The following is a 13,608-nucleotide window of genomic DNA, read 5'->3' as shown; positions in this document are numbered from 1 at the left end:
CGGTGGCGTTGTGCATTCGCCCGGTCTGTTCCTCGGTTGCTGGCGTGCTGATGAAAGGCGAGTGCCTGCCACACTTCCGCTACGTCAATACCAGCTTGCACTTTGACACAATAATGGTTGAAGATTGCATCGGGAGGAGGACGACGCAAAAATGTTGTGCGCGCGTCTTAGGCTGTGTGACTGCTCGAATGGGTTATTGCGACAAGCACGGATCAGCCTTGGCAAGTATCCTCGACCAAAAAAACACGAGCACCTGACGCTAGTCACGTAGCTATCGCAACTCGTTAGAATCAAAGAAGGGCTGGCTCGAAGGCAAGCCGAGAAACGGAGAGGAAACTGAGATGTTCAAGAAACTCACTGCAGTCGCATTTGGAGCTCTACTGAGCGCACAAGTCGCTGCTGCCGACGAAATCCAGATCAACATGAGCCTGATCTTCCAGGACTCTGAGCTGCTGACCCAGGAACTTATCAAGGTCACCGACAAAATCCGGGAACGGACAGACGGCGATGTGGACATCCAGGTGTTTCCCGGCGGTCAGTTGCCAACCTACAAGGATAACCTCGAGCAGGTCGTAAACGGCGCCGACTGGATCGCCGTAGAAGACCTGACTTATGTGGGCGACTACGTCCCGAACTTTGGCGCGCTTGCTGGCCCGATGCTCTACGACAGCTATGACGAATATCTGGCGATGATGGATACCGACCTCGTCGCTGATCTGACAGCACAGGCCGAAGAAGCGGGCATCAAGATCATCAACGCCGACTACATGTTCGGTTTCCGTCACATGATCACAAACAAGCCCATCGAGACCCCGGCAGATCTTGATGGTTTGAAGATCCGTGTGCCCGGCAGCCAGATATTTATCAGCACGCTGGCCTCGATGGGCGCCTCGCCGCAGGCCATTCCGTTCACTGAAACGTACTCGGGCGTGCAGCAAGGCGTTGTGGAAGGACTCGAGGGCTCGATCCTGACGATGTACTCGACCAAGATCTACGAAGTGGCGAACGTCATGTCGATGACCAAGCACTTCCTTGGTACGGTAGGGATCTACATCTCTCCCAGCGTGTGGGACAAGCTGACCCCCGAGCAGCAAGCCATCGTTGATGAAGAGTTCGCAGCTGGCGCCGAATCCAACACTGCAAACCTGATCAAGCTTGATGAAGAGTACCGCGGCCTGCTCGAGGCAGAAGGAGTGACCTTCGTAGAAGCAGACACGGCAGCCTTCAGCGAGTTGACGGCAAGTGTTTATACCGAGTTCCCGGCATGGGATGACGATATCCGCGCTGTGATCGGCGCAGAACTCGACAAAATCCGCGGCAACTAAAGCCCCGAAATAGCGCAGCCCGGACGATCATTCACGCCGGGCTGCGTGACCCAAAAGGCAGGTGGAAGAGACTTGATCAACGTCTTTAAGAATCTGGAAGAGATCCTCGCATCGATTGCAATCAGCATCACCGTGATCTTGGTGATCATCAACGTCATCCTGCGATATGGGGCGGGATTCACAATGCCATGGGGGCAGGAACTCTCGGTTATCTGCTTCATCTGGGCGGTCTATTTGGGCATCAGTTCGTGTTATAAGAACAACTTGCATATGGGCGTCGATGCGATCTTGTCGGTCCTACCCAAAAGCGCGCACACCCCATTCAACTTATTGATTTCTTTTTTTCTTTTGGGCCTGAATATCATTCTGGCTTACCTGAGCTATCAATACACCATGCTTTCGAACAAGACGACGCCCGTGATGGGGATGTCGTATTTCGCCGTGAACATCGTTCTGGTTCTGTGTTTCGGTTTGATGGCCATTCACACGGTCCGATTTATCGTCACCGACCTGAAAAAACTCAGAACAGAAGCCTAAAGAGGAGCACGGGGTATGGAAGACTACATTCCGATGATCTTGCTGTTCGTCTTTTTCCTTTTGAACATTCCAATCGCTTTTTCGCTGATTGCCTCTGCGATGGTTTATTTTCTTTTCATCAATACGTCTTTGCCGATCGCGCTGGTCATGCAGCGTTTCATAACATCTGCTGAATCTTTCCCTTTGCTGGCCATTCCCTTCTTCATCATGGTCGGTTCGGTGATGAATTTCTCGGGAATAAGCCGCAGTCTTCTGGGGTTCGCGGATTCGCTTATTGGTCACAAGACGGGCGGTCTTGCACAGGTCAACGTCATTCTGAGTACGATGATGGGGGGCATTTCCGGCTCTGCCAACGCAGACGCGGCTATGCAGTCGAAAATCCTTGCGCCCGAGATGACGAAACGAGGCTATGACCTGCCGTTCACCGCAGCCGTAACCGCAGCTTCGTCGTGCATCAGCCCTGTGATCCCCCCTGGCATCAACCTGATTATCTTCGCATTGCTGGCAAACGTATCCGTCCACAGCATGTTCATTGCCGGCTATGTTCCCGCGCTCTTGATGGCGCTGGCGATGATGGGGACGATCGCCGTGATCGCCAAGCGCCGGGACTACAAACCGTCGCGGGCAGAACCAGCGCCTGCAAGTGAACGCTTTCACTATTTTGCCAAGGCCATCCCGGCGCTCCTTATTCCGTTCGGGGTTATCCTTGGGATGCGGTTCGGTCTTTTCACGCCGACCGAAGCGGGTGCTGTCGCCGTGCTTCTATGCACTTTGATCGGCTTCTTCATCTACAAGGAGCTGAAAATAAAGGACTTCGGCCCAATCCTGCGCGAGACCGTCCAAGGCACAAGCACCGTGATGTTCATCATCATTGGCGCGCTCTTGTTCGGTTATTACATGACGTTGGAGCGTATCCCACAAAGCATTGCGTCCGCCCTTATTGATCTGACGGATAGCAAGCTCGTGCTTTTACTCTTGATCAATGGGCTGCTGTTGGCTGTGGGCATGTTCATCGAGGGCGGCGCGGCGATGATCATTCTGACGCCGCTCTTGCTCCCGGCAGTTCTCAATCTTGGCGTCAACCCGATCCATTTCGGAGTGATCGTGATTGTAAACATCATGATTGGAGGCGTCACGCCGCCCTTTGGATCGATGATGTTTACGGTGTGCTCGATATTGAAAGTGAAAATTCTGGATTTCGTCCGGGAAGTCATCCCGCTTTTGCTTGCGCTTTTGGCGGTCCTGCTTCTGCTGACCTACTCGGAAGGGCTCGTCTTGTTCTTGCCGAACCTGTTGTAGGGATTGCCGCCTTCCGTGATCCCATTGTGCGTCTTCAATTGGCCTCAGCGCCGGGGATGACACTGCACGGAACATTGTGGCCGGGCTTGAGGACATAGGGACAGCGACGCGTAGAACTGGAACGATTAGCTGGTCGGCTCGCGCATAGGCTTTTCGAACTGCTTGACCCTGTCATTGCGCGATTGATCGCAGGTGAGTTTCCGCCGATAAACCCGAATTAATCTGATTGAGTATTGTACCGGCCCCCTCAACCCCTAGCTATAGTATGCGGAGGGAGAGAACCGCCAACCGATTGAAAACAGACCATTCAGCGCGTCGAAATACTGCCGCCGCGCGACAAAGAAGCTGTGCCCGAGGGACGGGGAAAACCACGTCAATCATTGCAGGAGATCACTATGGCCGTACTTGAACAGGGAACATGGGTTATCATCGCGGATGGGGAAAAAGCGCTGGTGATGGAGAATGTCACCGACGCGCAGGATCCCAATCTCGTTGTTGTTTCGGTTGAAGAAAACGATGCCCCTCAGTCTGGGCCCACAGATCGGGCAGGGCGCAGATTTGATGGGGGACCAAACCAGAAATCGGCCGTTGAAGAAAACAGTTGGAAATCCCATGCGAAATCTCTGTTTGTCCAGGATGTGGCCAATCTGCTGAACAAAAAGGGCCTCAAAGGCACGTTTAACCGGCTTGTTCTGGTTGCAAGCCCACCTGTGCTGGGCCTGTTGCGCAGGCGTTTGCACAGCGAGGTATTGGCCAAAGTTGTGGCCGAGGTCGACAAGACGCTGACAAACCATCCGCTGCATAAGGTCGAGAAAGTGTTGAAGTCTCGCCTGACAACAGCTTGACACCAAGCGGGCGCGTTTGTCGCCCGCAACTTCACGACAAAAGCTGGCGCAGTTTGGCCATTGCCTCATCAGGGGTCTGGACCCATGTGATGAACCTGGCCAGCGAAACATCAGCAAAGCCCTGACTGATGACCTGATCCAGCAAGTCGTGCAGGGCGTTCCAATACCCATCGACGTTCATCACCAGAATAGGTTTGTCATGCAGGCCCAACTGCCGCCATGTCAGCGCCTCGAACAGTTCGTCCAACGAGCCGGGGCCGCCGGGCAGCACCATCACGGCGTCGGCATTCATGATCATGACCTTTTTGCGCTCGTGCATCGTTTCGGTGACTACAAAGCGGGTCAGGTCTGTTTTGCCCACCTCGCGCTGCAGCAGGTGCACGGGTATTACCCCAAACGTATCACCGCCTGCGGTTTGCGCCGCGCGCGCGACTTCGCCCATCAGGCCCACGTCGCCGGCTCCGTAGACCAATCGCCAGCCTTCATTTGCCAGCATAGTGCCGAACTGCCGGGCGGCGTCGGAATAGGCACTATTTACACCATTGCGTGACCCGCAATACACACAGACGGATTTCTGGGGCATAACAGTGTCTCTCCGGGCTTGTATCTGAGGTTTTGACCCCTGATAGCGGGATTGATAGGTTGGCTCAACCGTCCGCAGGAATGTCAAAGGGTCAAAGCATTTACGGGGCGGAGTGAAAGGAAAAGAATGAACGCGACATCGGGAAGCGGAAGCTCGGGCACGTTTGTCTGGGGTCTGATCGCCGGGCTGCTGGCACTGATTGCGGCCGGGGGGCTGTATATGTCGGGGATTTTCGGTGGCGTCGAAGATGACGTGGCCGGTCAAGATGCCGAACCTACGGTCGAGGAAGCCGCGGTTACACCGTCAGAAGAGGCACCCGAGGTGGCCGAGCCACCGGCGCCGTCTGCCGGTGAAGACCCGGCGGCTGAGGCGCAGACCGCTGAGGCGGATACAGCCGAGGCTACGCCGGACCCCGAACCTCCTGCCGAGGATGTCGCCGAGACCCCGGTGGCCTTGGCGCCGGTTCTGGATCAGATATTTGTGGAACCCGACGGCAACGCGCTATTGTCGGGAACAGCTGATCCCGGAGCGGAAATTCTGGTTTTGTTGAACGGTCAGCAAGTGCATCGCTTTTTCGTGGATAACAGCGGTCAGTTTGCCGAGTTCCTGTCGATCCCATTTGCCGATGACGCGCGCGGTCTGGTTTTGGAGTCACGCGATGGCGAACAGGCGGTGCGCTCGGATGATTACCTGATTGCAGCTTTGCCGGCGCCTGAACAGCAGGGCACCACGGTTGACGTGGCCGAGGCTGCGGAAGAAGACACGACGCCGCTGCCTCAGGCCGAGGGTGAAACCGGCGCGGATGTGCCTGTGGACGACCCGGCAGATGATCCACAAGTCGCTGAAACTTCGGAGCCTGAGGTCGCGCCCTCGGATGCTGAAACCGAACAGGTCGCGTCCGCCGACCTTGCAACCGCCGAGGCGGAGCCGGGTGCAGATGCCCAGCCAACTGATGCTGAGTCGGACCAGATTGCAGAGGCCCAGCCCGGCGCAGCAGCGCAAGACGAAGCATCCGATCCCCAAACTGCCGAAGCCGACCCGACGCCCGAGCCCCAGGCAGAGTCCGAGGAACAGACCAGTCAGCAAGTTGCAATTCTGCGATCCGGGGAAGAAGGCGTGGAACTGGTGCAGCCGCCATCCTCGCAACAGCAAGCGCCGGATCAGGTGGCGCTGGATACCATCGGGTATTCTGACACTGGCGAGGTCGAGTTGACCGGCCGCGTCCCGGACGGGTCCGGCGTGCGGTTGTATCTGGACAATCAATTGGTCGCCGATGCACCTCCGGCGGTTGACGGTACCTGGCGCGGCGAGATTGAGGGCGTGGACCCGGGTGTCTACACGCTGCGTGTGGACGAGGTTGACCCGAATGGTCGGGTAGTCAGTAGGCTGGAAACGCCGTTCAAACGTGAACCGATCGAAGCCTTACGGGCCGCGGACATCACCGACCCCGAGGCCCTGGCCCCTCCGATCCGCTCGGTCACCGTACAACGCGGCGATACGCTGTGGGCCATTTCTCGTGACCGGTTTGGCGACGGCGTGCTGTATGTCAAACTGTTCGAGGCCAACCGGGACTCGATCCGTGATCCCGATCTGATCTATCCGGGGCAAATCTTTACCATCCCTGAATAACGCGCATTCTCTGGACCCAGCCGGGCCCGGGGCTATCTCTGACCGCAGTTAAGGTACGTGATGAGACGACCAAACCCGATTCAGGTTGACGCGGACGAGCATCGCTCGGGCTGGCGCACCATTCGCAAAGTCACGCCCTATCTGTGGCCGGACGATGAACCGTGGGTCAAGCGGCGGGTCGTGTTGGCTCTGGTCATGCTGGTTTTGGCCAAGCTGATCGCGGTCTATACCCCGATCCTGTATAAAGGTGCGGTGGATGGGTTGGCCGGTGAAGGCGTACCGCCGCTGGCGTTGGGGGCCGTCGGGTTGACTGTGGCCTACGGCGTCGCGCGTATGATGACCGTAGGTTTCCAGCAATTGCGCGATGCCTTGTTTGCGCCCGTCGGTCAGCGCGCCTTGCGGGCGCTGGCGCTGGAGACATTTCAACATATTCACCAGCTTTCGATGCGCTATCACGTGACCCGACGCACGGGCGGTCTGAGCCGCATCATCGAGCGCGGCGTAAAGGGTGTTGAGTTTCTTTTGCGGTTTCTGCTGTTCTCGATCGGGCCGCTGATCCTTGAGCTGCTGCTGGTGGCCATCATCCTGATGGTGCTGTTTGACGTGTGGTATCTGGTCGTCGTGGTGGCCACTATCGCGCTTTATATCTGGTTTACGTTCGCGGTGACCGAATGGCGCGTGAAACTGCGGCGCGAGATGAATGATCAGGATACTGAAGCCAACCAGCGCGCGATAGACAGCCTGCTGAATTTTGAAACCGTCAAGTATTTCAACGCCGAAGCCCGCGAAGCTGACCGGTATGATGTGTCGATGAAAGCCTATGCCGGGGCAGCGCTGAAAACAGCCTATTCGCTGGCATTTCTGAATTTCGGACAGTCCTTTCTAATCACCTGTGGCCTGATTGGGGTGATGGTTCTTGCCGCTGTTGGCGTGCAGAATGGCGCGCTGACGGTGGGCGATTTCGTCATGGTCAACGCCTACATGATTCAGATCACCGTTCCGCTTAACTTTTTGGGCACGGTTTATCGCGAGATCCGCCAGTCTCTGGTGGATATGGGGCAGATGTTCGATCTGCTGGAACAACCTGCCGAGGTCACCGACAAACCCTGCGCGCCAAACCTGAAAGTCTCGGGCGGGGAAGTGACGCTGGACAATGTGCGGTTCGGATACGAAGCGGATCGCGAGATTCTCAAGGGTGTGTCTCTGACCGTCCCGGCGGGTCGGACAGTGGCCATCGTCGGGGCCACCGGATCGGGGAAATCCACCATTGGACGGTTGCTGTTCCGGTTCTACGATGTCACTGGTGGCACGTTGAAGATTGACGGGCAGGATGTGCGCGACGTCAGCCAGACCAGCCTGCATGCCTCGATCGGGGTGGTGCCGCAGGATACCGTGTTGTTCAACGATACGATCCGGTACAACATCGCCTATGGTCGGGAAGAGGCCACGCAGGATGACGTGGAAGCCGCCGCAAAGGCTGCGCAGATTCATGACTTCATCAACAGCCTGCCGGAAGGGTATGAAACCAAGGTGGGCGAACGCGGCCTCAAGCTGTCGGGGGGCGAGAAACAGCGCGTCGGCATTGCGCGCACGTTGCTCAAGAACCCGCCGATCCTGCTGTTGGACGAGGCGACCTCGGCGCTCGACACGGATACCGAGCAGGACATCAAGGATGCGCTGGCCCGCGCGGGCGAGGGGCGGACGGTGATTACCATCGCCCATCGTCTCAGCACGATTGCCGAGGCAGATCGGATCGTCGTGCTGGAGCGCGGTGAGATCATCGAGCAGGGCACCCATGACGAGCTGATTGCGCGCGAGGGGCGATATGCCCAGCTTTGGAACCGCCAGCAATCAGATGCGCAGGCGGCCTGAGCGGTCGGAATCGTCTGCGGACCGTGCTATTCTCTGCCGACTGGCAGGCGGAGGATTTTGAATGCGGTATTTTTTAAAAACAGGATTTGCGGTTCTGGCCATTGCTTTGGCCAGTCCGGTTCTGGCGGCTGATCCCATCGAAGGGGTTTGGAAAACCGAGCCGGACCGGAAAGACCTGACTTCGCATATCAAAATCTCAGCGTGCGGCACTTCATTCTGCGGTCAAATTCTGTCGGCCTATGACAGCAGCGGGAAAGAGGTGCAGACACCCAATATCGGGAAAAAACTGTTCTGGGATGTCGCCAGCGAAGGGGGCGGCAAGTATGGCGGCGGAGAGTTCTGGGTGCCTCTGATCAACGTAGAGGCCGTGCCGCAAATGTCGTTGAGCGGCGATACGCTGGCGGTCAAAGGCTGTGAACACGTGGTATGCGCCCACCAGACCTGGACACGCCTGAAATAGAAAGGGCCGGAAAGCCCTCCGGCCCTTTGCGTTATTCTGCGGCGCGGAGTGGTGCGCCGGGCGGATGTCCTTCGGTCTCGGGCGCACCGGCGTCATCCTCCCACACGATCTCGGTCGATTGCATGGACCTTGCGGTTTTGCCCACTGCCATGTCCTGCGCGATCTGGCTGGACCGTCCGGCCGTCAGCCGGGCCAATGCCCGACCCAGCCAGACGGCATAGGTGGTTACCCAGACACGTAAGGCCAGGAACGAGGGCGTCACAATCAGCGTCAGCACGGTTGCGATACCCAGACCGAAGACCACGGCGGTCGCCAGTTGCTTCCACCACAATGCCGTGGGGCTGTCGATGGAATAACCGCCGTTGATAAAGTCCAGCGACAGGCCGAACATCATCGGCGTCAGACCCGCCATCGTGGTCAGAGTGGTCAGCAGAACCGGACGGATACGCGCCTCGGCCGTGCGCACAATGGCGTCGATCCGGGGCATATAGCGGCTGTATTCCTGATAGGTGTCGATCAGAACGATATTGTTGTTCACCACGATCCCCGCCAGCGCCACGATGCCCGTCCCGGTCATGATGATCGAGAAGGGCTGCTGCATCACCATCATCCCGATCAGCACGCCCGTAGTGGAAAGAACCACGGCCAGCAGCACCAGTACAGAGTTATAGAACGAATTGAACTGCGCCAGCAGGATCACAAACATCAGACCCAGAGCGGCCAGAAATGCGCTGGACAGGAACGCCTGGCTTTCGGCCTGATCTTCCTGATCCCCGGTCCATTCCCAGCTGATTGTATTTCCAAACGGGCCGGTGTTCAGCCATTCGGTCAGCACCGCAATCCGCTCGTTGGGGTTGATGAGCGCAAACCGGGCCTCGCCCTCGTCGATCAGGGTTCGAAGCTCATCAACGGATGCGGCACCCGTCAGCTGAAGCAGTTCAAAGCCGGCCCCATCCGCGTTGGTGATGGTTGCGCCATTTGCCTGCTGCCCGTCTTCCACCGGGCGCACGACGGCCAGCCGCTGTTCTGCCCCATCGGCATCGACGGACACGATCTTGCTCAGCCCCGCTTCGACATCGGCCTTGACGTCATAGTAACGTTGTTGATCGACACGGTTGATCTCGGCCAGTTTTGCCACCGGCTGACGGGTGACAAAGTTCGACAAGGGCACCAGCCCGTCCGGTGTACGGACCTTGAGCGTATCCAGCGTGGACAGAACCCTGTCCTCATCGGGCAGGCGGACGCGGATCTCGATCTCTTCATCGGTTGAATCGGGGCGCATCTCGCCCAGCAGGATGCCACGGGTGACAAGCTGCACCATGGCACCCACCGTGGCCACATCGGCGCCGAAACGTCCGGCTTTCGCGACATCGACGTCGATCTGCCAGTCGATTCCGGGCAAGGGCAGGGTGTCTTCGATCTTGATCAGCCCCGGCGTCTGTTCGAACACCTCACGCGCGGTTTGTGTCGCCGATGTCAAATCACCCCAGGCGTCGCCCTTGATGCGCAGGTGAACAGGTTTGGCAGAGGCCGGGCCTTGTTCCAGCGGCAGGATTTCGACTACGAAACCGGGGATCTTGGCCAGTTCGGTGTTGAGCTGATCCAGCACGAAGTCGCCGTCATATTCCGGCGCAACCACATGACGGTCGAACAATCCGCCCGCAATGGGTTCTGTGATGTTCGGGCGATCTTCCCACGGGATGATTTCAAACTGAACACGGCCAACCGTATCTGCCGGGGCAGAGGCGCCGCCGTTGTTTTGGTTCAGCCCGCCTTCGCCCGCAAAGGCAAAGACGTTGATGACTGCGGGATGTGCGCTGATCACCCGTTCGGCCTCCAGAACCATGGCGTCCTTTTCCGCCAGGGACAGATTGCCCCGCGCGCGGACGTAGGCCGTGGCCTGTTCAGGCTCACTTTCGACAAAGAACTCGACGCCGCGGTTGTTTGCGCCATAAGCGGTCATGACGCTGTAGACGGCAAAGCCCACCAGAAGAATCGACACGACCGGCATGATCGGATTACCGACAAGGAACTTCACGACATATCCGAAGGCGGTGTGTTCCTTGACCGTATGCACATGTTCGTCAGGCTTACGCTCAATTCGCGCCGCGCTGAGCGTGACCGAGCCAGCAAATGCGCCGATCAGGAACATCAGCGCCCCGAGGATCGTGCCCCCCGACGCCCCGGCGGGCAGCAGATAGGCGGGGTTCAGCATCTGCATCGCGCCAAGGAAGATCATGTATAGCGAGGGCGGTACCAATAGCGCCCGAACCACCCAGGGCGTGCGCGCGCGCAGCCAGGTCGATGTGTGATCAAACGTACGGCTCATGCGGCCTGACACGCCCCCGACGACCGGCAGATAGATCAGCGCGACAATCAATGACGCCGAAAGAACAAAGATCAGGGTGACGGGCAGCATACCCATGAACTCACCCGGAATGCCGGGCCAGAACAGCATGGGCAGGAAGGCACACAAGGTCGTGGCGGTTGAGGACACGATGGGCCAGAACATCCGTTGCGCCGCCTCGACATAGGCGTGCATCGGGCCAACGCCTTCCTTGATGCGTTTATCGGCGTATTCGACGACAACGATGGCCCCATCGACCAGCATCCCAACCGCAAGAATCAGACCGAACATCACGATGTTCGAGATGCTGACCCCCATCACCGCCAGAAAGGCGAAACACAGCAGGAACGAAGTGGGGATCGCAAAGCCCACCAACAGGGCCGCCCGTGTGCCCAGCGAGGCCAGAACGACGATCATCACCAGCGCGATGGCGGTCAGAACCGAGCCCTCAAGCTGGCTGACCATGGACCCCACGATACGGCTTTGATCGTTCGAGGTGCCCAGATCGACGGCGGCCTGCATCTCGGGCGGCCAGTTGGTGCGGGACTCGGCAATGGTTGCTTTGACTTGCGCAACCGTGTCGATCAGATTGAAACCCTTGCGCTTGACCACCTGCAGCGCGACGGTAGGCTCCCCGTTAAAACGCGCCGTGCCTTCGCGATCTTCGAACGTGTAGTTGATCTCGGCCAGTTCTCCCAACGTGACAACCCGATCACCGTTGACCTTGACCGGCAGGCCATAGACATCCTGAGCGGTTTTGAAAGACGAGGGGATTTTGACCGAAAACGTGCCTTGCTGAGTTTCCACCTCACCTGCGGCAATCAGTTGATTGTTGTTCTGAACGACATTGATCAGTTCGGCAGCGGTGATGTTGTAGGCCTCAAGGCGCAGAGGGTCGATGACGACCTCCAGCAACTCATCCCGATTGCCGGCGATCCCGGCTTCAAGCACGGAATCCATCGCCTCAAGCTCGTCCTGCAAGTCCTTGGCAATGCGCGCCATTGTCCGTTCGGGTACCGCGCCGGTCAGGTTGACGATAACGATGGGAAACTCCGAGAAATTGATCTCGGTCAGCGTGTATTGTTCGGCGCCTTCGGGGAAATCCGCCTGCGCGCTGTTCATCGCGTCGCGCACATCGGCGGTAATGGCCGTCTTGTCCCAGCCGAAATCAAACTCCAGCGCGATGCCGGCATAGCCCTCGGCGGCCGTGGCCGTCATCTCTTTCAGGCCGTCCAGATCCGCCAGTTCGGTTTCCATCGGCTTGATCAGAAGGCTCTCGGAATCCTCGGCGGAAATGCCGGGAAACTGAACCGAAACAAAAAGGGCCGGAATTTCGATATCCGGCTCGCCTTCTTTGGGCAGGCCGACATAGGCAAACCCGCCGATCACAAGCGAGATGGCGATGAAAGCGAGAACCATGCGGGCCCGGTTTGCGGCCCAGTCGACGATTCCCGTCATTGTGCCGCTTCCCTATATGTCGGCGCAACGGTCACGCCTCGCGTGACGTATTCCTGACCAACGATGATCACATCCGTCGTCTCCGGCAAACCGCCGACCAAAACGCCTTCGGCGGTGTCACGCAGCAATGAGATTGGTATGAAATCAACGATGTTCCCACTGCCAACGGTGCGGACGCCGACCTGACCTTCGTTGTTCAGCGTCAGTGCGGATTGCGGCAGCATATGCGCTTTGACCCCCTCGGACGCGATCTGGATATTCGCGGTTTGTCCATCGCGGATCAGCAACTCGGGGTTTGGCACGGTGATTTCGACCTCGAAGGTCCGGGTCTCTTCGTCCGCCGAACGGCTGAGGAATGTCACGCGCCCTTCGACGTGCAACCCGGTAACCAATTGGGCCGTTGCCGTCGATCCCACGAGAATGCGGTTCACTTCGGTTTCGGGCACAAAACCCACCAGTTTGATCGGATCAAGCTGAATGACCGTAGCGCACAAAGAGCCGGGCTGCATCAGGCTGCCTAACTCGGCTGTGTCGCTTTCCAGAAGACCTTTGAACGGGGCTTCGATGGTCAGGCGATCCATTTCGCGATGCGCAGCATCAACTTCGGCCTGCGCCGCTTCGATCCCTGCGCGGGTTGCCTCCAGTCCGGCCTCGGCCGATTTTATCCCTGCTTCGGCGGTGCTCATCTGGGCTTCGCTGGAAATGCGCCGGGTTTCCGAGCCAAACCCGGTTTCGGACAGCTTGCGCGCCGCCTTCAGGTTGATCTCGGCTTCTGCGACGCGGGCATGGGCTTCCTGCAGGCGGGCTTCGGCCTCGGGCACACGGCTTTGGGCTTCGTGCTGGGCCGCGACCGCTTCTGCCAGGCTTGCGGGGCGGGTTCCGGCATCCAGTTCGCACAGCAGATCGCCTGCCTCGACAAAGGTTCCCTTGCGCTTGGGTTCGGACACAACGGTCGACGTGGTCTCGGACAGAACTTCGACCTGACGGTTCGCCTTGGTCTGGCCGCGCAGCAACACAGCGCTTCCGATTTCCTGAGCTTTCGAGCGCATTACAACCACGCCAATTGCATCGGAGGGCTCGACCGCAGCAGCTTCTGTGGCGTCTTCCGAAGTCTCGGCCTGCGCAGCGCCGCGCCCGGCGAAGGCAAACAAAGAGTCGCGTTCGAACACCAAATAATACAGCGCGACGATCACCAACGCGGCATTAACGAATGAAATCAAGCGCATGCAGTGCCTCTTTTTGCGTTTTTTGCC

General features: G+C 58.3%; 10 protein-coding genes. 7 read left to right on the top strand and 3 right to left on the bottom strand.

Annotation, left to right across the window (positions count from 1 at the left end):
* Positions 1-341: 341 nt before the first annotated feature.
* From ACRZ9X_RS02560 to ACRZ9X_RS02545, 4 genes are all read left to right on the top strand, one after another.
* Positions 342-1,325: a C4-dicarboxylate TRAP transporter substrate-binding protein gene (locus ACRZ9X_RS02560; protein WP_480515786.1), complete on the top strand. Its 984-nt coding sequence runs from the start codon at positions 342-344 to the stop codon at positions 1,323-1,325.
* A gap of 72 nt (positions 1,326-1,397) precedes the next feature.
* Entirely contained in the window at positions 1,398-1,862 is a 465-nt protein-coding gene (locus tag ACRZ9X_RS02555; RefSeq protein WP_480515785.1) for a TRAP transporter small permease, read from the top strand.
* A 15-nt stretch (positions 1,863-1,877) separates the two neighbouring features.
* Positions 1,878-3,161: a TRAP transporter large permease gene (locus tag ACRZ9X_RS02550; RefSeq protein ID WP_480515784.1), complete on the top strand. Its 1,284-nt coding sequence runs from the start codon at positions 1,878-1,880 to the stop codon at positions 3,159-3,161.
* 395 nt (positions 3,162-3,556) lie between these two features.
* Positions 3,557-4,006, top strand: a complete 450-nt coding sequence (locus ACRZ9X_RS02545; RefSeq protein ID WP_480515783.1) for a baeRF12 domain-containing protein — start codon at positions 3,557-3,559, stop codon at positions 4,004-4,006.
* A gap of 31 nt (positions 4,007-4,037) precedes the next feature.
* Here the strand turns inward: ACRZ9X_RS02545 and ACRZ9X_RS02540 are convergent, their stop codons facing one another.
* Positions 4,038-4,589: an LOG family protein gene (locus ACRZ9X_RS02540; protein ID WP_480515782.1), complete on the bottom strand. Its 552-nt coding sequence runs from the start codon at positions 4,587-4,589 to the stop codon at positions 4,038-4,040.
* A gap of 126 nt (positions 4,590-4,715) precedes the next feature.
* Here ACRZ9X_RS02540 and ACRZ9X_RS02535 point away from each other — a divergent pair, with 126 nt between their 5' ends.
* The 3 genes from ACRZ9X_RS02535 to ACRZ9X_RS02525 all read left to right on the top strand — a co-directional run bounded on the left by ACRZ9X_RS02535 (position 4,716) and on the right by ACRZ9X_RS02525 (position 8,550).
* Positions 4,716-6,218 (top strand): LysM peptidoglycan-binding domain-containing protein, encoded by a 1,503-nt coding sequence (locus ACRZ9X_RS02535; RefSeq protein ID WP_480515781.1) that lies wholly within the window; start codon positions 4,716-4,718, stop codon positions 6,216-6,218.
* 60 nt (positions 6,219-6,278) lie between these two features.
* Complete coding sequence (locus tag ACRZ9X_RS02530) at positions 6,279-8,090, top strand: ABCB family ABC transporter ATP-binding protein/permease (protein ID WP_480515780.1); 1,812 nt, start codon at positions 6,279-6,281, stop codon at positions 8,088-8,090.
* A gap of 61 nt (positions 8,091-8,151) precedes the next feature.
* Positions 8,152-8,550 carry a DUF2147 domain-containing protein gene (locus ACRZ9X_RS02525; RefSeq protein WP_480515779.1) on the top strand — a complete coding sequence of 133 codons (399 nt, stop codon included), beginning with the start codon at positions 8,152-8,154 and terminating at the stop codon, positions 8,548-8,550.
* 31 nt (positions 8,551-8,581) lie between these two features.
* On the opposite strand, the gene ACRZ9X_RS02520 is transcribed toward ACRZ9X_RS02525, so the two are convergent.
* A complete protein-coding gene (locus ACRZ9X_RS02520; RefSeq protein ID WP_480515778.1) occupies positions 8,582-12,355 on the bottom strand; it encodes an efflux RND transporter permease subunit in 3,774 nt (1,257 codons plus the stop codon).
* Positions 12,352-13,581, bottom strand: coding sequence for an efflux RND transporter periplasmic adaptor subunit (locus ACRZ9X_RS02515; protein ID WP_480515777.1), 1,230 nt, complete (start codon positions 13,579-13,581; stop codon positions 12,352-12,354). Before ACRZ9X_RS02515 ends, ACRZ9X_RS02520 begins: the two co-directional genes overlap by 4 nt.
* Positions 13,582-13,608: the final 27 nt, after the last annotated feature.

The organism is Ruegeria sp. AL1 (assembly GCF_056540905.1).
This window is presented reverse-complemented; position numbering and strand designations above follow the sequence as displayed.